Here is a 19174-nt window from a genome sequence, read left to right as displayed (position 1 = left end):
ACAACACCTCCATTTTTAATCCTCTTTTGTATATTTCCTCCTCCTACCAAAGGGGCTGTAAAGTTTGCCCCCACCTTCAAAGAACTTAACAAAAAACTCTACATAATGCAATCGAAGGCTCTGCAACCCCGGATCAAGGATGCCGAGGAGAATGTTTATGACATGCCCTATAAGGAACACAACGATTGCCACAACAATTCCTACAGGCCCGGAAGGCCAGAGCATTTCAAAGGCCATGTAGTTGAACGCTATTGCAAAGCCAACACTGGCAAGACCTACAGCCAGCAATCGAGCGTAGCTGATTGTGTTGCTGAGAAGCGTGAGATACTCGATCAGGAACATCGGACCCTCGCCAATGATCGTGAGAATCGCCCAGCCTGCAATGAATGGCATTGCAAGCAGATATGCTGCGTTCATCTGGAACACAGGTACTCCCGCGATGTTGTTGATTATGAAACCCGTGATGATCAGAGCTATGCTGATCAGAGCCATCAACCAGTTGAACTTCTCTTCAACTGCGTGCTTCCATCCATGCTCCTTAGCAACGTTTCGGATACCAATTACGTATGCCAGAGCCATGTGAAGAACACCAATCGCAATGGTGAGGACAAGCAGTTTTGGTGCATCGTGAAGTCTGTTTGCAACCGGGTGAAGCTCTGCAAAATAGCGTGCAATTTCACTTTCATGGCCTAGGAATTTGGCGAAAAGCGATTCTTCTCCAAACAGTTCAAATCCAAAGAACTCACCATATACAAACCCGAATACAATCGTGGAGATTGCGGAATATTTAAGGACCTTAAGCAATGCCTGCCATCCCTCTGTTTTGAACTTCGTTGAAAGCCAGAGACCAAGTCCCAGAATGACGAGACCATAACCAATATCTCCGAGCATAAAGCCAAAGAATATCGGGAACAGCACTGCCATAATCAGTGTTGGATCTACCTCGCCATATTTTGGAACTGCATAAGAGGTCGTGAGAAGTTCAAAGGGTTTCGCAAATCCTGGATTTTTCATCGCTGTTGGTGGATCCCACCTTGAATCACTTATCTTAAGGGCGACCACTTTGCCACCGCTTACCTCCTTAAGATGTCTTTCAAATTCGCCAAATCTCTCTTCAGGCACATAACCCACCAGTACGAAAGCGTACTTGGAGGTTGCAGCCTTCAGCGGAAGTTCACATTTCTCAAGCTCTATGCTCAGATGCTCCTCAAGAGCGAGAAGCAGATCAAGATTCTCCCCCTCGTACCTCTTAAGCTCATCATTCAGCTTCTCCAGCTCGTTTCTCAGAGACCTTTCTTCCTCTTCAAGCTGTTTCAGTCTTTCATCGTAACTCACAGATATTTCGGGAACCTGAATTTCCCTGAAGGCGAATTCCTGAAGTACTTTGAGAACATCATCAGCGTGATCCTTTCTGACGAAAACCGCAACAACCATCTCACCAGCATAGTCTGCCGTGAAAACCTCCAGCTCTTTGGTCACTTCAATTAGCTTTTCGAATGGGTTTGCTCTGACAAAACCCACAAAAACAGAGAGGTTTCTGTAACCGGCCAGCAACTCAGATGGGACTCCAAGAGCTTTCAGAGGATAAATGACCCTTCTCTCATCGGCTATCTTTCTGAGTCCTTCCTCTATCGCCCTGATCCTGTTTATCCTTGAAGTTATCAATTCTTCAAGCTCACCGACTTTTTTGTCGAGTTCTCTATCCAGTTCACTTACACTGAAGGTCCTTTCTGGCTCATAACCATCCTTAATTCCAGCATGAGACAGGAGGGACCTCACAGTCACAAGGAACTTTGAAAGTCTCGAGGCTTTTTCAAGTGGTTCCCCTATCCTGAAGTACTCGTCCTCTTCACTGTAATCCTCGATATGCATACTGCTGAGCCTGTAAAGAGCATTTGAGGTTACCTCAAGATATTCCTTCGGTCCCACTACCGAAACTTTAACCATCCTCACAGGCTCAAGCATTTTGGATCATCCTCTTGAATTCGTCATAAAGGAAGTTAACAACATCGTCAACCCGCGATTCACCCCTCTTCACGATTTCATTAATCTCTGCCATTCTCTTTTCCCTGATTTTCTCCTTTTCTGCCTCTATCTCTGCCCTCGCCTTCTCGATGACATCCTCCTTTATCTTTGCAGCCTCCTTATTTGCATCCTCGATAATCTTCCTCGCTTCATCCTTAGCAGAAAGGATTTTCTTCTTTCTTTCCTCTTCGGCCTGCTTGATCTCTTCTTCAATTTTCTGCTCGGTCTCTTTTATTTTTTTAAGGATCTCTGTTTTTTCCATGACATTTCACCCCATAAAAGTAAGTCCATGCTACAGCGTTCCTTGCAACAACGGTGTGATATTTAAGGATTTTCTTTTTTCACAATTATTAGAAAATCAAAGAGGGAAAACCCTGACCGATTCACCCCTCTCAACCACTTCGGTGTTTTCGTCAATTATCGTATAGCAATTCGCTTTTGTAATGCTGCTCAGAATTCCAGAGCCATGAGACGATACGGGCTGTGCAACCATCCTGCCAAAATCGACTCTCAACCGGACGAAACTCGTAAATCCTGCTTTTGAATAAATGTTATCAGAAATACTTGCAAAAAACGACACCTCTTCATTAAATCCAAGCATTTTCTGTATCGCGGGTTTGAGAAAGACGTAAGCAGATGCGACGCATGCCGCCGGAAAACCGGGCAATGCAAGAACAGGAGTGTCATTCACCGTGGCAAACAGTGTTGGTTTCCCGGGTCTCAAAGCCACACCTCTGAAAACCACATCTCCAAGCGCGTCCAGGACGTCGTAAATAAGATCCCTTTTCCCCACGGATGTGCCGCCCGTTGTAACCACCATGTCATAATCCCCAGAATTTTCAAAGATTTTCTCGAGCTGGGATACCTCATCCCTCACGATGTCAGCAACTTCAGCATCAGCCCCCCATTCTCTCAGATATGCGGCAATCATTATTCCGTTGCTCTCGTAAACCTTCCCCTCAACCAGGCGTTCTCCCGGCTTCAAAAGCTCGTCGCCAGTGGGAACAACAAGGACCCTCGGCCTTCTGAGAACCTCAACGCTCTCCACGCCCGCACTTCTGAGCAGGGCAATGCTGTGTGCTCTGAGCAGTGTTCCCCTCTCAGCAATTACATCTCCTTTCCTGACGTCTTCCCCTCTCAGCCCAACGTTTTCATGTTTTCTCACAGCCTTGTAAACCGCAACAAAGCCTTCGATTTCCTCGGTATCCTCAACCTTGACAACAGCGTCAAAACCCTCTGGAAGAGGGTCGCCCGTATGCACCCACACAGCATTCTTGCCCTTCTCGAGCAAAACAGGATTCGTTCGTCCAGCCTGTTTGACCTCAGCGTGCCTGACAGCAAAGCCATCCATTGCTGCCCTGTTGTAATGGGGAATATCTATCCCCGATGCAACATCTCCGGCGAGAATTCGCATGTGGGCATTCTCAATAGAGAGGGTTTCGACATCTCCACTGTCAAAAGGCTCTATTCTTTCAAGGAGCTTGCGTTTTGCATCTTCAACACTCATGAGATTCTCAAACAGCATCTCAACCACCACTCACCGGAGGTAGAAGGGCAACAACGTCCTCTCTCCCAAGCCTCAGATCGGCATCTTTCACCTGCCTTCCGTTGACCATGATTATGGCATAACTGTAGAGCTTTTCCATTTCGGGATACCTGAGTTTGAGACTCTCTAAAAGCTCTCCAAGCGTTTTAGCTTCAATTTCCAGCTCGTTCGTTCCAGCAGTCTCCCTGAAATTTGCAAAAAACTTTACCCTGACCACGCCGCTCACCTTCCCGCCTTCCCCCTATCCCCATGGCTGGGAACGAATTCAACACCCGGGTGTCTCTGCATTATTGGCTGAGAGTACAGATCCATAAGCTCATACACCTCCTCCGGTACATCAGTTGAGACGTTCAGTCCAAATTCTTCAACAACACGGTACGTGAGCGGATAGTCGTGTGTCCATTTCCCCTCAGTCAGAATTCTGGCTATCTCTTGAGCCTTTTTCTCTCCAACTTTGTCTTTAAGCAGCGAAAAAACGAGATCCCTGACCTGATTGATTGCCTTTTCCGCAATATCTGCCATTATTACTGTCTGATCATCGATATCCTTAACGTCCTTCTTTTCCAGAACTTTCAGGATGGATGGGGCAGGATAGTTCATCAACTGCGGGTCTACCGGACCAAGAACTGCATGAGGATCCATGATGATCTCATCTGCAGCGAGAGCAATCAGGGTTCCACCACTCATAGCATAATGCGGAACTATGACAGTTGTTTTGGCAGGATGCTCGTGAATTGCCCTGGCTATCTGGGTTGCAGCAAGAACAAGCCCGCCAGGAGTATGGATCACAAGGTCTATGGGTTTGTCCTTTGGTGTACTTCGTATTGCCCGAAGAACCTTTTCAGAATCATCAATATCTATGTACCTGTAAATGGGTATACCAAGGAAGCCAACGCTCTCCTGCCTGTGGATCAGAGTTATAACGTTGCTCCCCCTTTTTTCGGCCAGTTTTTGCAGTACCTTTCTTCTCGTATTGAAAAGCATTTGCTGTCTCATCTGGGGGGCAAAGAGCAGGTAGAAAAAGAGCAGAAACCAGATTATGGACAGGGGATCGTACATAATTCTGAGCTTTCTCAATACTATAAAACTCTTTTGGAACTCTCCAGAGACATATTACGGCCTGAACATTACCTGAGACGTGGTTTTCAGCTTTTTCCTGATCCTCTGCATCTCGTACGAATAAAGCATCATGGTGTTGTCAACATACCTGTCAAATCCAAATGCTTTCTCAATGAACTCAGCATGTCTCCTGTCCCTGACATATATCACATACTCTCCTCCGATGCTTGCCATTTCGAGGATTATCGGGATCATAAATCTGTCCTGCTCGAATTCATCCACATAGCTGGCTATAAATTCCAGCTCCTCCCTTTCTATATAGTAATCAATGCCATCCCTGCCCCGGATTTCGGGACTATCCATTTCAAGCAGTGCTTTCAGACTCTTTCTTTTTTCAGGCAGGTGTCGGTTTATCGTCTCAACCAGCTTGGAAAGTGTTCTTTCACCAATCTCCATCATCTCCACCCCAGTTCGATATTTCCAAAGCCAACGTTGAAATGCCTTGAAAAATTATCCTCCCTCAAACTGAGTTCAAGGGTGTTGAAACTCCCTATTATTGCGAGGGGTTTTCCTCTCTCAACGTCCTCATATTTTTCGACAAGAGGGATCTCATGACCCATATATGTGAAACCCGAGATGGAATGCTCCTCAATCAGATCTCTCGTTATGTTTGTCACAGCGTTCCCAAATCTGTCAATATGCACAACCCTACCCACAATGAGACCATCCTCAACCCGTGCATCGAAAAGGTCAAGACTTACGAGTTCCCCGTTAAACCTCTCAAGATGTTCCATCCTGCCCTCTCTGATCAGCGCCCCCGCAAGAGCAAATATGTCTCTGCCATGAAAGGTGGCCGAAAGAGCGCCAGAAATCTGGCTCACAGATTCTTTAATCCTGAAAATTTCCGTTATCCCGTCCTCAACAGCAGAGGGAAAAGCAATGCCATTGTCCGGACAGACAAACCAGTAGTTTTCAGTTTTGATGGCTATCGCGGCTCTGTCACCACCGACTCCCGGATCCACAACGCTGATGAAGATGGTTCCTGCGGGAAAGTATCCGTAAGCAGAGTGAAGCAAAAAAGCCCCTTCAATGACATTTTGAGGATGGATGGAATGCGTTAGATCGATAACCTCATCCTGTGTGATTTTTCTTATTACTCCTTTCATTACTCCAGGATAGTAATCACCAAAGTCCGTAAGTAGGGCTATCACCATCTTTCCAAGTGGGTGAGTTCGTCTATATTAAACCTTCTTCTTGCTTCCGGCGCCTCGGCAGGATAGCCCACAGGCAGAATTGCCGCGGGTCTTGCGTAGCTGGGAATTCCGAGAATTTCTGAAACCACCTCATCGTCATACGCCCCAACCCATACCGAAGCAAGGCCCATGCAGTGTGCCGCAAGAAGGATGTTCTGAACTGCAGCTGCTGCATCCTGTTCAGCATAGATTTTTCCCCTTTCACCATAAACCTTCATGCTCCGGGGGTAGTTCGCAACAACCACAATTACCACAGGCGCCTGGGCTATGAACATCTGTCTCAGCGAAGCGACCGCAAGTTTAAGCTTGGTCTCATCATCTCTCACAACCACAAAATCTCTGGCCTGTAAATTTCCCGCAGAGGGGGCTGCGTTTCCAGCCTCAAGAAGCTTTCTGACCGTTTCATCATCAACATCCTTTTTGAGAAATTTCCTGACTGACCTCCGGGAAAATATTGCTTCAAGGCATTCCATATGTTTGTTCATGGAAAAAGACCAATAAATTTCTTTCCTTTACTCATGATCAAAAAACCCGGTAATATAATATGCCCCGGATTTTTAACTGACGAAGTGTTTCCCCTCAGTACTTCACCCAGAGGTTACGGATGTCATCATACCATACTCCGGGATACTCAACACAACCTCGACCAGCACATACGAACACACACCTTCCCGTAATTTTATCTGTAGAGTTGAATCGGTGCAGGAATTAGCACACTCACTTAACGGGCAATAGAAGTAAACTGAAATGAAATCACAACAGAATAAAATTTATATACCTCCAATTCATGAAAAGAGAATTGAGGTGATAAAATGGCTGAGTTGCCACTTGCCCCAATCGACAGATTGATAAGAAAGGCTGGTGCTGAGAGAGTTAGCGAGGATGCAGTAGAAAAGATGGCTGAGGTCCTTGAGGAATACGCACTTCAGGTTGCAAAGAAAGCAGTCGAAATTGCAAAGCACGCAAACAGAAAGACTGTCAAGGCTGAGGACATCAAGCTTGCTCTCAGCATGTAATTTTTCTTTTATTTTTATTTTTGGTAGATTTTAAAAAATAAAGATTTCACCTGGATGGCAGTATCAGCGGGATATTCGCTGTTGCATTTCCGGCAACACCAGGGTACATTGAGGACGGGACCGGCACAACGATGACAGAAGCATCACCTTTTGCAAAATCGTCAAGAACCTGGAGATAATACCACTGGATGTACTCCGGGTTGTTTCTCAGAGATTCGCCTATAATTTGATTCGCCCTCGCAATCCCCTGAGCCTCAACCTCCTTTCTCTCAGCCTCCAGTTCTTCCTTCTGAACGACAAATTGCATCCTCTCGGCTTCCTGCTTGGCTTCAATTTTAGCCTGTATGGCTTTCTCAACGCTCTCAGGCAGATCGATGTTTCTTATAAGCACGGCTGTTATCAGAATTCCGTAGGGTCTGAATTCGTCATCCAGCCTTCTTTCAAAATCACTCTGAATGAATTCCCTCTTTTCAGTGTACAGATCTTCGGCCTTGTACTGAGCGACGATGTCCCTCGCATGAGCCCTTATCCTGCTCTCCATCCATACCTCGTAGTTTTTCAGGGTCGAGTAAACCTCCGGCGCTTTCAGAGGGTCGATTTTATACTGAACCGCCATGTCAAAATAAACCGGTAAGCCCTCAGATGTCAGAGCCTTTATGTGCTGCTCCCCCACCATCTCCATGGTTTTTTCATAGGTGGGCATCCTCACCACCTCGGTTATGAAAGGAGTTACAACATGCAATCCGGGCTGCAAAGGCTCATCCTGAACCTTTCCGAGAATTTTGACGACACCCACCTCAGTCTGATCAATAACGACAAGCGAAGAGGCGAGGAAGGTGGCAAGAAAGATAAAAGCAATGACGGCAGCAGATATTGCCCTCCACCTTCCCGACCTTCCAGCCCTTTTTACTGGAATTTCCCCATTCATGAATAACAAAAATTTCCTGAAAGATATAATATTTTCGTTATTGTTGCAGCGAGCGTAGCATGACATGCAACTGTTATATATTCGGGCACGAAAGCATATTCATGGACGGTAAGGGCAAGATAGAGTGGGCAGAGAAGAACATGAGAGTTCTGTCCAGAATCAGAAAAAGATTTGAAGAAGAGAAACCACTGGATGGGCTGAGAATAGGTATGGCTCTTCATGTTGAAGCCAAAACTGCTGCTCTTGTCAGAACTCTTGTTGCTGGTGGTGCTGAGGTTGCGATCACTGGCTGTAACCCTCTCACAACACAGGATGATGTTGCAGATGCACTCAGAAAAGAGGAGAGAGTTTCATGCTTTGCCAGAAGGGGCATGAGCAGAGAGGAATACTACAATGCCCTGAATGCAGTTCTGGACTTTGAACCTGATATAATCATAGATGATGGAGCAGACCTCATATACCTGATCCACGAAAAGAGAAAGGTTATAGCCGACAGAATTCTTGGAGCGAGCGAGGAAACCACGACAGGTGTGAACAGGCTCAGGTCCATGGAAGAAGACGGCGTTCTCCTTTTTCCGGTCATAGCCGTGAATGATGCATACACAAAATATCTGTTCGACAACCGCTATGGAACCGGGCAGTCCACGTGGGACGGGATATTCAGAGCGACAAATTCCCTGATCGCAGGGAAAAAAGTTGTTGTGGCTGGATATGGATGGTGTGGAAGAGGGATAGCAATGAGAGCAAAGGGACTGGGAGCCAAGGTGATCATAACCGAGGTGGACGAGATAAGAGCGCTTGAAGCCGTTATGGACGGTTTCGACGTTATGACGATGGATGAAGCTTCGCTTGTTGGCGACATCTTCATAACCGCGACAGGGAACAGAGACGTCATCACGAGAAAGCACTTCCTTTCAATGAAAGATGGGGCAATTCTCGCAAATGCGGGACATTTCAATGTGGAAATAAATGTTGAAGAGCTTGAAAAAATGGCCCATGAAGCAAGAGAACTCAGGCCAAACCTGCGGGAGTACAACCTGGGCAATAAGAAACTCTACCTGCTTGCAGACGGGAGGCTAGTCAATCTGGTATCCGGAGACGGACATCCCATCGAGGTTATGGACATGAGTTTCGCAAATCAGGCTCTCGCTGTAGAGTACATCGCCAAAAATGCTGAAAAGCTGGAGAAAAAAGTTTACAGGATGCCAGAAGAACTCGACAGGGAGGTCGCAAGGATTAAGCTGGAAACTCTGGGGATAAAAATCGATGAGCTGACAGAAGAGCAGGCAAAATATCTCTCTGACTGGAGGGAGGGAACTTGATCTGGATATACCGCCCTTACAAAAACGCTCTGGCGAGAAAAAGATATCTCCGAACGATCGCAGTCTTTTTTACATTCGCCCTGCTGCTCATTGCGTACAGATACACAAAATACGGACTGACGCAGGAGTTCTACATACCCTCTCTGGCTCTCATGCTATCTCTGCTGTTCTTCTCAGCACTCATACTCCGAAAGCCGAGAGCATGCTACACAGACTACGAAAACATTTACTGCGGGAGCAAAAGGATAAAAAAAGCTTCAGCCACCTTCCATCCCGATTACGAGAATCTCGCAGTGCATGTGGAGGGTGACAAAAAGGCAACACTTTATTTCGAGAAAAAGGAAGACCTTGAAAAATTCCTCAAAGAAGTGGGGTATTAGCCGGTGAAAGATATGTTCGAATTATATGATATGCCGCTGTTCAGGCCACCCAGTGAGGCACACAGCCTGATAATTCAGGCAACCATCGGCTGTTCCCACAATAAATGCACATTCTGCGGAATGTACAAAATGAAAAAATTCAGGATTAAGTCTGTTGAAGAGATCAAGAAAGAAATGGAGATCTTCAAAAAGATTTATCCCAAAACGAGAAGAATATTTCTTGCTGACGGCAATGCGCTCTGTATGGAGACTGACGACCTGCTGGAAATTCTGAGATACGCCAGAAAACTTTTCCCGGATCTCGAGAGAGTATCTGCATACGCCACACCGATGGACATTCTTGAGAAAACAGAAGAGGAGCTTGGAAAGCTTGCACATGAGGGGCTGAAGCTGATTTATCTTGGGGTTGAGAGTGGAGATGATCAGATTCTGGAAGAGATCAGAAAAGGGGTCGATTCAGAAAAAATGGTCGAAGCCGGAAGAAAAGCTATCGAGTCCGGAATGATCCTGAGCGTTACTGCAATCACCGGACTTGGTGGGAAGGATCTGAGCTACAAACATGCTAAAAACACCGCAAAAGCCCTTAACAGGATGAAACCCCAGTACACGGCGTTTCTAACGCTGATGATCGTCGAAAATACTCCGCTTCATCTGAGGTTGAAGAAAGGAGAATTCAGACCGCTTAATCAGACCGAAATCCTCCAAGAACTGAGATGGGTTATCGAGGACCTCGACTACAGCACTGTTTTCAGGGCAAACCACGCCTCAAACTACCTGCCGCTGAAAGCGAACCTTCCAGAAGACAGGGACAGAATTCTGAAGCTCATAGACCACGCAATGGAGCATCCCGAAATATTAAGGCCTGAGTACATGAGAGCACTATAATCCCTTTTCATGGGATTAAACCCAAATAATGAGAAAGATTTATATACTGAAGCATAAGCCTATTCTTAATGACTGACGTTTATGACAGGGCAAAGCAGGATATCTTCAGAAAAAGGGGTGAAATTGAAGAGATCAGAAACAGAAGGTTCAGAAAGATTGTCAGATACGTTTATGAGAACTCACCCCTTTACAGGAGGAAATTCAAGGAGTCAGGGATTGACATCGACAAAATAAAAAGTATAGAGGATATATCAAGGCTGCCATTCACAACCAAACAGGAGCTTAGAGAAAGTTACCCGCTCAAAGCAGTCTGTGTCCCAAAAGATAGAGTGGTTAGAGTTCAGATGTCCGGTGGAACCACGGGCCAGCCCGTAATCATACCCTACACGAGACATGACGTGGAACAGTGGAAGGAAATGATGATGAGAGCGTTCTTCCTGGCAGAAGTAACAGAAAGAGACATTATCCAGATAACTCCTGCTTTCGGACTCTGGAACGGAGGGTTTGGATTCCATTTTGCAGCAGATGCGATAAATGCGTTTGTCATACCTATCGGCCCCGGAAACACGAGAAATCAGATCAGGTTCATGGTGGATTTTGGAACGACTGTTCTTGCCGGAACCGCAAGCTATCCGCTGAGAATTGCGGAAGTTGCTGACGAAATGGGAATAGATGTGGCGGAACTGAACGTCGAGAAGCTCATTCTCGGAGCTGAGCCGTGGAGTGAAGAGATGAGAAGACGGATAGAAAGGACATTTGACGCAAGAGCTTACGATATTCCCGGTCTGACGGAAATGGGTGGGGTCGGAACCGTGGGATTTGAATGTCCTGAAAGGGATGGCCTGCATATCTGGGAAGATAACTACGTAGCAGAAGTCATTGATCCCGAGACCGGGGAGGTCCTTGATGAGGGTGAGGAGGGAGAGGTCGTGTACACGGCCCTCAACAGAGAAGGTATGCCGCTGATAAGATACAGAAGCGGGGAGGTCAGCACGATAATCAGCAGAGATGGATGCGAGTGCGGAATTGAACATACCAAAATAAAGAGGATTAGGGGAAGAACAGACGACATGATAATATACAAGGGCGTGAAGTTTTACCCCACAGATGTTGAGAACATTCTTGCAGAACACGGTGTTGTGAATTACAAAATTTTCGCCATTAATGGCAAACTCGAAATCGTTTTTGAGGGGGATGAGCGGATTAAATCTGCGATAGCAAAAGACCTTGCCGAATTCGTAGGCATCCATCCCGCCATCAAAACAGTCCCCATCGGGCAGCTTGAGAGATTTGAGGGTAAGGCCAAGAGGCTGATAAGAGGTTGAGGTGGTGAATATGATTATAGCTGCAGTTTATGCGATCAGCATTTTGATGATGGTCGCCGGTGCAGTGATTGCATACAGAAGGGTGTGAGCATGATTATAGCTGCTGTATTTATTGCATATCTGATTTTAATGCTGATTATAGGTGCTGCAGAGTACAGAAAGTCCAGGGGGTTGCTCGACTACTATCTTGCAGGAAAAGGTCTGGGCGTCACTCTTGTGAGTTTTTCCTTTTTTGCCACATACTTCAGCACGTCCGCATTTCTCGGAGGAGGGGGTTTTGGGTTTGTTGCCGGATTCCAGTGGTCCGCATTTCTCACATTTTTCCACATTTTATTCGCAATACTTGCCTGGTTGCTTGTAGCCCCAAAGCTCAAGCAGCTCGCAGAAGAGACATCATCACTCACCATACCCGAGATATTTGGCTCCAGGTTCGGGAAAGAGGTGCAGATGCTGTCATCAGCAGTGATCATAGTTTTCTTTTCATTCTACATGGTCTCAATATACAAGGGGGCAGGAAATCTCCTGCAGGTGATGCTGGACATACCGTACACCCAGGGATTGATCATAACCGCACTGATAGTCATGCTGTACACATCAATCGGGGGTTTCAGGGCGGTTGTTTACACGGACCTCATTCAGGGGCTGCTCACATTCGCAGGTGGAATCGTGCTTTTCGCCTCGATCATTTACTTCCTCGGAGGTTTTGAGGCGATAGAAAAACTTGCCGAGACACAGATATTCGCAGGTAAGGGAGAGCTTTTGTTCGAGGTGGGGAAGCTTGCTCCCCCGCCGATAATGAAGGCAGGAATGGTCATCCCGTTTATCCTGAGTCTTACCTTTGCAATCAGCATCGCCCAGCTTTCATCCCCGCAGCTCGTGATCAGGTTTGTTGCCGCCAAAAACGAGGATGTTCTGAAAAAAGGGGCTCTGCTCACACCTCTGATAATCGGTGTTTTTGCAATATGCGTATTCTCAATAGGACCGCTGGGCTGGCTCATAATACCCCAGTTCGATGATCCGGTCAAGTATCTGAAAGACTCTGATCTCGTTGTTCCAGTCATAGCAATGAAGGTTCTGCCCGAAGGTATCAATGCACTGCTGTTAACAGCAATAATCGCCGCAGCGATGTCAACCGTGAATTCACTGCTCCACATGATGGCAACCTCTCTCACCAAAGACATTCTCAACAGGGAGAATATAGCCCTGACGAGAGCAATGGTCTTCGCTCTCGCCCTGGTACCACTCTACATAGCTCTGAAACCTCCAGAGATAATCGTGGGCATCGTTGGCGTGAGCTTCTCCGTGATCACATCAGTATTCCTGGTGCCTCTGCTCGCAATGCTGTACGCAAAGCCATCAAGGTACAGTATCTTCGCCTCGATGATTGTCGCACTGGTTGCATCGGTCGTCTGGTATTTCGTGTATTACAGAGTTTACTGGATATATCCCGTTGTTCCCGGATTGATTGCGTCAGCTCTGACATACACGATTTTTGAAAAATTTTTTAAATAATCCTGAATTAAGCTTTACAATGGAAAAGATTGACGCTATGGATTTAAAGATTCTTTCGGAACTTCAGGATGACGCAAGAAAAAGCCTCAGAGAAATTGGGGAAAAACTGGGGGTAACTGAGGCAACAGTCCACAACAGAATAAACAAGCTCAGAAAGCTCGGAATAATTGAGAAATTCATTCCCGTAATAAACTATTCCAGACTCGGTTATGATTTGACGGCCGTCATAGGCATAACGGCCAAAGGCGGGAAGGTTATAGACGTGGAAAAGTTCCTTGCTGAAATGCCGAATGTTACGGCCGTTTACGATGTTACTGGAGAATATGACGTGATAGCCGTATCGAAGTTTAAGGACAGAGAAAGCCTGAACGAGTTTGTAAAGGAAATTGGAAAGCTCGAATTTGTGGAAAAAACCTACACGATGCTCGTGCTAAACGTGGTGAAAGAGTCCCACATGATAGATATCTTAAAAGTTTTTGAACTTGACTAAAAATAATAACATAAAATATTCCTTTTACATTTGGAGCGGAGAAAGCACTTATATATTCACTTTTCAAACCATGTTCGATGGCAAAGAAGAAGGAAGTTAATAAGGAAAGCGAGAAGAAAGAGCAGACGAACCAGTCCTCTAAAAATGCGGATGAAGAAAAGACAGTACTTGACATTGAAGATCTTCCATTTGTTGGCCCCGCAACGGCTGAAAAGCTGAGAGATGCTGGCTACTATTCTATAGAGGCGATAGCCGTTGCATCACCCTCCGAACTCAGTGCCGCTGCCGAAATTGGAGAAAGCACTGCAATGAAGATAATCTCTGCAGCAAGAAAGCTTGCGAATGTCGGTGGTTTTGAGACAGGAGATGTTGTTTACGAGAGAAGAAAGAAGGTTGGTAAGATAACCACTGGTAGCAATTCCCTTAACGACCTGCTTGGAGGAGGAGTTGAAACTCAGGCCATAACTGAACTTTTTGGAGAGTTTGGCAGTGGTAAAACACAGATATGCCATCAGCTTGCCGTAAATGTTCAGCTGCCTCGAGAACAGGGAGGACTCAATGGAGCGGTGGTGGTTATAGACACGGAAGGGACGTTCAGGCCGGAGAGGATCATCCAGATGGCTGAAGCAAAAGGTCTTGATCCCGATAAGGCCCTGAAGAACATTTACGTCGCCCAGGCCTACAACTCAAACCACCAGATGCTTCTGGTAGATAATGCCAAGGAGCTGGCCAACAAGCTCAAAAAGGACGGAATAAACGTAAGGCTGCTCATCGTTGATTCCCTAACAGCCCACTTTAGAGCGGAATACGTTGGAAGAGGGACGCTTGCAGACAGACAGCAGAAACTGAACAAGCATCTGCACGATCTCCTGAGATTCGGCGAGGTCTTCAATGCAGCAATCGTTGTTACCAATCAGGTTATGGCAAAGCCAGACCAGTTCTTCGGAGATCCCACAAAACCCGTTGGCGGACACATTGTTGCCCACACAGCAACATTCAGGATATATCTGAGAAAGAGCAAAGGCGAGCTTAGAGTTGCAAGACTGATTGACTCACCCCACCTGCCTGAATCGGAGGCGATATTCAGGGTTACTGAGAGAGGTATCGAAGACAAATAATTGAAATTTTTTATTAATTTGGTAAGATAAACACTTCAGCAACTTCCAAAAGATTAACCTTAAAAATAGTCTCTTATTTCATTACTACATGGATATTGAAGACAGGCTCAGCATAGCAACAAGAAACATAGAGGAGGTTGTAACTCTCGACGAACTCAGGAGTCTGCTGGAAAGCGGGGACAAACTCACAGCATACGTCGGCTACGAGCCGAGCGGGGAAATCCACCTGGGACACATGATGACCGTGAACAAGCTCATGGATCTGCAGGAAATAGGTTTTGAAATCACAGTTCTTCTTGCAGATGTTCACGCTTACCTCAACGAGAAGGGAGATTTTGATGAGATAAAAAAGGTGGCAGAATACAACAGGGCAGCATTCATAGCACTCGGACTGGATGAGAGCAAGGCGAGATTCGTGCTTGGAAGCGAATACCAGCTTGAGCAGGACTACATGCTCGACGTCCTGAAGATGGCAAGGATTACAACGATAAACAGGGCAAGGAGAAGCATGGACGAGGTCAGCAGAAGAAAGGAGGACCCCATGGTCTCCCAGATGGTTTATCCACTGATGCAGGCTCTCGATATTGCGCATTTGGGCGTTAAGGTTGCTGTTGGAGGTATGGATCAGAGAAAGATTCACATGCTTGCAAGGGAGAACCTGCCAAAGCTCGGCTATGATGTGCCGGTTTGCATGCACACGCCCATACTGGTGGGGCTTGATGGAGAAAAGATGAGTTCCTCGAAGGGCAACTATATTTCGGTGAGAGATGACGAGCAGACGGTCGTGAGAAAGCTGAAAAAGGCATACTGTCCTGAAAGACAGGTGAAGGACAATCCAGTAATGGACATCATGAGATATCATGTATTTCCAAGGTTTGAAAGAGTGGTTATCGAAAGAGATGAGAAATTTGGTGGTGATTTAGAATACGAAAACTTTAATGAACTTGCCGAAGATTATTCAAAGGGTGAAATACATCCTCTTGATGTGAAAATTAATGCTGCGAGATATCTGAATATGATTCTCGATGGGGCAAGAAAAAAACTGAAAGAAATGGGGTGGTGACTTGAGTGAAGGTGAAGAAGTAATCAGGGTTAAGCTTCCGGATAAAAATAAGAGAGAAATGTTCGGGGTCGTTACAAACATGCTTGGAGCCGGACACATTAAGGTGAGGTGCGAGGACGGAAAGGAAAGACTCGCAAGGATCCCGGGAAAGATGAGAAAGAGAATCTGGATCAGAGAGGGAGATGTCGTTATAATAGTGCCATGGCAGTTCCAGGATGAAAGGGCAGATGTGATCTGGAGATACACCAATCCACAGGTCGAGTGGCTGGAGAGCAGAGGATACCTGAAATTCTGAGATGAAAGACATAAAAAGAATAGAAAAGCTTCTGGATCAGTTAAGGATAAAGGAGAAAGACAGTGAAGCAAGAAAGATTTTTGCAGAAGTATTTGATGAAAGGACACTGAAAACACTTTACAAGCTCTCGGCTAAAGGCTACATCCAGGCTCTGGGAGGAGTTGTGAGCACGGGAAAGGAGGCAAATGTCTTCTACGCCGACGGAAGCATCAACGGAGAGTTCAAACCCCTTGCTGTCAAGATTTACAGAATCGAGACTTCAGAGTTTTTCAAAATGGACGAATACCTGTTCGGAGACAGAAGATTCGACATGAGGAGAGTTTCAAAAAAAGAGCTTATTTTCACATGGGTTGAGAAGGAATTCAGAAATCTTGAGAGAGCATTCAATGCGGGAGTTAATGTTCCAGAACCATACACGTATTTGAAAAATGTTGTGCTTATGGAGTTTCTGGGAGAAGATGAGAGGCCGTACCCCACCATTTTTGAGCTGAAAAGAGATCTGTCAGAAGTTACAGATGTTGAAGAACTCTATTCCAGAATAAAAGAACACCTTACCAGACTGTACAGGAAAGCCGAACTTGTTCATGCTGATCTTAGCGAGTACAACATTGTGCTTAAAGATAACGACCCGTATTTCATCGATATGGGGCAGGCGGTGTTAACAGACCACCCTCTCGCGAATTCATATCTGGAGAGAGACCTGAGAAACCTTATAAGGTTCTTCTCAAGATATGGTATTAAGGAAAGTTTTGAAGAACTGATTTCATCAGTTAAGGGTGATTGAAATGGAAACGATTGAAATCAAGATTCCATCGGATAGGGTCGGTGTTATAATCGGCAAGGAGGGAGAAGTGAAGAAAAGACTTGAAGAGGAGACAGGCTGCAAGATCAGCATAGACGGCAGAAACGGGATTGTAAAAATAACAAGGGGTGAGGATGCAGTTGGATTTCTGAAAGCAAAAGACGTTGTTAATGCAATTGCGAGAGGGTTCAATCCGGATACTGCAATGAAACTGCTTGATGATGACTTCACACTTTTTGAGAGCATTGATTTGAGCCAGTACGTCTCTCCAAAGGCGCTGGAGAGGATAAAGGGGAGGATTATCGGCAAGGAAGGTAAAATCAGGAGAATGATAGAAGAAACGCTGAATGTGAGGGTCTCTGTGTACGATAAATACGTCTCCATAATAGGCCCGATGGAGAACGTTGCCGCAGCAAGAGAGGCAATTATGATGCTCGTTGAAGGTTCCCAGCACTTCACCGTCCAGAAATTTATGGAGAGAAAGAAAAGGGAAATCGAAATGCGGAGCATGGACTGGTATCCCAGTCCGTAAACTGCGGAAATTCGCCTGACTCTGCAACCCCCGACACTTTTTAAACATTTGAATTATTATTCAGAAAGGTGATTCAGATGCATCAGACAGTTAGTGATCAGGAAATTCAGGAAAGGCTCGCAGGCATAGGCAGGAAGATAGCAGTAATGAGCGGAAAAGGTGGCGTAGGAAAATCAACCGTAACAGCTTTGCTCGCAATCCACCTCGCCAGAAAAGGCAAAAAAGTTGCAATTCTCGACGCTGACTTTCTCGGGCCGAGCATCCCCAAGCTGTTTGGACTTGATGATGCAAGCATTGGATTTACTGAAAAGGGCATTGAACCGGCCATTACAAGAAAATACGGAATAAAGGTGCTCTCAATACAGTTTTTACTGCCAGAAAAGGATACACCAGTCATCTGGAGGGGGCCGATGATTGCAGGCGTGATAAAGGATCTGATCGGGAAAACAAACTGGGAGGGAGTAGACTACCTTCTTTTCGACCTGCCTCCCGGAACCGGTGATGCTCCACTCACACTGATGCAGACAGCAAACCTCGATGGGGTTGTAATGGTTGCCTCACCAACAGAGCTTACATCCATCATTGTCGAAAAGGCCCTTAACATGGCAAAAATGATGAACACGAGGGTCACGGGGCTTGTGGAAAACATGAGCTACTTCAAATGCCCCCATTGTGGGGTAATATCTCATATATTCGGAAAGCACAGGGCAAGGAAGCTTGCGGAAAAATACGGGCTGGAGGTTCTTGCAGAGATACCCATCGACCCTGAGCTTGCAGAGCTTTCAGATTTAGGAGAAATCGAGAGCTACGAGACCGATTACTTCCGGGAAATCACCCTCTGAGCAAAGTCATAGAGATCTCCAAAAACAAAATCCGGAGTTAGTCCAGCCTCATTTACCTTTTTTTCGTAATTATCTCTGGTTGTAACCCCTGAAAGTACCAGAACCGTCTTTAACCCTGAATTTTTCCCTGCAAGGACATCTATCTCAATCTGATCCCCGACTATGGCTATCCTGTCTCTCTCAACACCAAGCATCTGCACCGCCTGCTCCACGATTACCCTGGACGGTTTTCCAACCACTGCATCCGGCTCCCTTCCGGTCATCCAGTAAACTGCTCCAATAACAAGGCCTGTTCCGGGAACAGGCCCGTCTTCACCCGGAAATATCCTGTCAGGGTTTACCGCCACGTACTTCACTTCGTCATTCAAAGCAAGTCTCAGAGCCTTCGTGAAAATCTCGAAGTTTATGTTTCTGTTCGATGCCGCAACAAGATAATCTGCATCGAGACCCTCTACAACCTCATGTCCTTCATTTTCCAGCTCCTCCACAAGTCCATGCTCTCCGGTTGTATACACCCTCGATTTTCCATCACGTTCTCTTATGAAAACCGCAGTCGCGTGCGTTGCAACAATTATCTCGGCCTCATCCACATCCATCCCATAGCCTGAAAACTTCTCAACCATCATCCTTCTGCTTCTTGCAGAATTGTTGGAAACAAAGACTGTTTTTATCCCCGCATCCCTCAAAAGCCTGTAACCCTCAATGGCCCTTTCTATGGGCTTTCTACCCCGGGATATAACACCATCAACATCCAGAATGAGCCCCTCAATGTCCATCGTAT

23 protein-coding genes are annotated in these 19174 nt (G+C 46.1%); 13 read left to right on the top strand and 10 right to left on the bottom strand.

Translation table 11 applies throughout. The annotated features are described in order from the left end of the window. Positions 1–15: 15 nt before the first annotated feature. The 8 genes from LPQ35_RS02195 to LPQ35_RS02160 form a co-directional block, all read right to left on the bottom strand. Positions 16–1965, bottom strand: a complete 1950-nt coding sequence (locus LPQ35_RS02195) for a V-type ATP synthase subunit I (protein ID WP_193806279.1) — start codon at positions 1963–1965, stop codon at positions 16–18. Next, complete coding sequence (gene ahaH / locus LPQ35_RS02190) at positions 1958–2287, bottom strand: ATP synthase archaeal subunit H (protein ID WP_193806281.1); 330 nt, start codon at positions 2285–2287, stop codon at positions 1958–1960. Before ahaH ends, LPQ35_RS02195 begins: the two co-directional genes overlap by 8 nt. Before the next feature lie 96 nt (positions 2288–2383). Beyond that, complete coding sequence (locus LPQ35_RS02185) at positions 2384–3550, bottom strand: molybdopterin-binding protein (RefSeq protein ID WP_193806283.1); 1167 nt, start codon at positions 3548–3550, stop codon at positions 2384–2386. Between the two features lies 1 nt (position 3551). Further along, positions 3552–3788 carry a MoaD family protein gene (locus LPQ35_RS02180; RefSeq protein ID WP_193806285.1) on the bottom strand — a complete coding sequence of 79 codons (237 nt, stop codon included), beginning with the start codon at positions 3786–3788 and terminating at the stop codon, positions 3552–3554. Between the two features lie 5 nt (positions 3789–3793). Further along, positions 3794–4630: an SDH family Clp fold serine proteinase gene (locus LPQ35_RS02175; RefSeq protein ID WP_193806287.1), complete on the bottom strand. Its 837-nt coding sequence runs from the start codon at positions 4628–4630 to the stop codon at positions 3794–3796. A gap of 54 nt (positions 4631–4684) precedes the next feature. After that, the gene (locus LPQ35_RS02170) at positions 4685–5086 is read right to left on the bottom strand and encodes a DUF61 family protein (RefSeq protein WP_193806289.1); all 402 of its coding nucleotides are present in this window, start codon (positions 5084–5086) and stop codon (positions 4685–4687) included. Beyond that, entirely contained in the window at positions 5086–5844 is a 759-nt protein-coding gene (locus tag LPQ35_RS02165) for an SAM-dependent chlorinase/fluorinase (protein ID WP_193806292.1), read from the bottom strand. The genes LPQ35_RS02170 and LPQ35_RS02165 overlap by 1 nt, the downstream gene beginning before the upstream one ends. Then, positions 5838–6356 (bottom strand): nitroreductase family protein, encoded by a 519-nt coding sequence (locus LPQ35_RS02160; RefSeq protein WP_193806294.1) that lies wholly within the window; start codon positions 6354–6356, stop codon positions 5838–5840. The genes LPQ35_RS02165 and LPQ35_RS02160 overlap by 7 nt, the downstream gene beginning before the upstream one ends. A 339-nt stretch (positions 6357–6695) precedes the next feature. Between LPQ35_RS02160 and LPQ35_RS02155 the strand changes: the two genes are divergently transcribed. Beyond that, positions 6696–6899 (top strand): histone family protein, encoded by a 204-nt coding sequence (locus LPQ35_RS02155; RefSeq protein ID WP_048092726.1) that lies wholly within the window; start codon positions 6696–6698, stop codon positions 6897–6899. A gap of 46 nt (positions 6900–6945) precedes the next feature. Here the strand turns inward: LPQ35_RS02155 and LPQ35_RS02150 are convergent, their stop codons facing one another. Continuing rightward, positions 6946–7827 carry an SPFH domain-containing protein gene (locus LPQ35_RS02150; protein WP_193806297.1) on the bottom strand — a complete coding sequence of 294 codons (882 nt, stop codon included), beginning with the start codon at positions 7825–7827 and terminating at the stop codon, positions 6946–6948. A 59-nt stretch (positions 7828–7886) separates the two neighbouring features. Here LPQ35_RS02150 and LPQ35_RS02145 point away from each other — a divergent pair, with 59 nt between their 5' ends. The 12 genes from LPQ35_RS02145 (at position 7887) to LPQ35_RS02090 (ending at position 18393) form a co-directional block, all read left to right on the top strand. Continuing rightward, on the top strand, positions 7887–9149 hold the full coding sequence (locus LPQ35_RS02145) for an adenosylhomocysteinase (protein WP_346297668.1): 1263 nt from the start codon (positions 7887–7889) through the stop codon (positions 9147–9149). Beyond that, complete coding sequence (locus LPQ35_RS02140; protein WP_193806303.1) at positions 9146–9529, top strand: hypothetical protein; 384 nt, start codon at positions 9146–9148, stop codon at positions 9527–9529. The genes LPQ35_RS02145 and LPQ35_RS02140 overlap by 4 nt, the downstream gene beginning before the upstream one ends. Before the next feature lie 12 nt (positions 9530–9541). Next, positions 9542–10414: a radical SAM protein gene (locus tag LPQ35_RS02135; protein WP_193806707.1), complete on the top strand. Its 873-nt coding sequence runs from the start codon at positions 9542–9544 to the stop codon at positions 10412–10414. 68 nt (positions 10415–10482) lie between these two features. Next, the gene (locus tag LPQ35_RS02130) at positions 10483–11739 is read left to right on the top strand and encodes an AMP-binding protein (RefSeq protein ID WP_193806305.1); all 1257 of its coding nucleotides are present in this window, start codon (positions 10483–10485) and stop codon (positions 11737–11739) included. Between the two features lie 90 nt (positions 11740–11829). Then, entirely contained in the window at positions 11830–13251 is a 1422-nt protein-coding gene (locus tag LPQ35_RS02125; RefSeq protein WP_193806307.1) for a sodium:solute symporter family transporter, read from the top strand. A 19-nt stretch (positions 13252–13270) separates the two neighbouring features. Continuing rightward, a complete protein-coding gene (locus LPQ35_RS02120; RefSeq protein ID WP_048092739.1) occupies positions 13271–13741 on the top strand; it encodes an Lrp/AsnC family transcriptional regulator in 471 nt (156 codons plus the stop codon). Between the two features lie 77 nt (positions 13742–13818). After that, complete coding sequence (gene radA, locus LPQ35_RS02115) at positions 13819–14859, top strand: DNA repair and recombination protein RadA (RefSeq protein ID WP_193806309.1); 1041 nt, start codon at positions 13819–13821, stop codon at positions 14857–14859. Between the two features lie 88 nt (positions 14860–14947). Continuing rightward, positions 14948–15922 carry a tyrosine--tRNA ligase gene (locus LPQ35_RS02110; protein ID WP_193806310.1) on the top strand — a complete coding sequence of 325 codons (975 nt, stop codon included), beginning with the start codon at positions 14948–14950 and terminating at the stop codon, positions 15920–15922. A gap of 58 nt (positions 15923–15980) precedes the next feature. Next, positions 15981–16217, top strand: a complete 237-nt coding sequence (gene eif1A, locus LPQ35_RS02105) for a translation initiation factor eIF-1A (protein ID WP_346297715.1) — start codon at positions 15981–15983, stop codon at positions 16215–16217. A 1-nt stretch (position 16218) separates the two neighbouring features. Next, entirely contained in the window at positions 16219–17001 is a 783-nt protein-coding gene (locus LPQ35_RS02100; RefSeq protein ID WP_193806312.1) for an RIO1 family regulatory kinase/ATPase, read from the top strand. 1 nt (position 17002) lies between these two features. Next, on the top strand, positions 17003–17551 hold the full coding sequence (locus tag LPQ35_RS02095) for a KH domain-containing protein (RefSeq protein WP_193806313.1): 549 nt from the start codon (positions 17003–17005) through the stop codon (positions 17549–17551). 77 nt (positions 17552–17628) lie between these two features. Continuing rightward, positions 17629–18393, top strand: coding sequence for a P-loop NTPase (locus LPQ35_RS02090; protein WP_193806314.1), 765 nt, complete (start codon positions 17629–17631; stop codon positions 18391–18393). Here LPQ35_RS02090 and LPQ35_RS02085 read toward each other — a convergent pair. Further along, positions 18369–19169, bottom strand: a complete 801-nt coding sequence (locus tag LPQ35_RS02085; RefSeq protein ID WP_193806315.1) for an HAD-IIA family hydrolase — start codon at positions 19167–19169, stop codon at positions 18369–18371. The genes LPQ35_RS02090 and LPQ35_RS02085 overlap by 25 nt on opposite strands. Between the last annotated feature and the right edge of the window lie 5 nt (positions 19170–19174).

It is taken from the genome of Geoglobus acetivorans, from assembly GCF_039641995.1.
GTDB lineage: Archaea > Halobacteriota > Archaeoglobi > Archaeoglobales > Archaeoglobaceae > Geoglobus > Geoglobus acetivorans.
The sequence above is the reverse complement of the archived record's forward strand: the minus strand, read 5'-3'. Positions and strand labels throughout refer to the sequence as shown.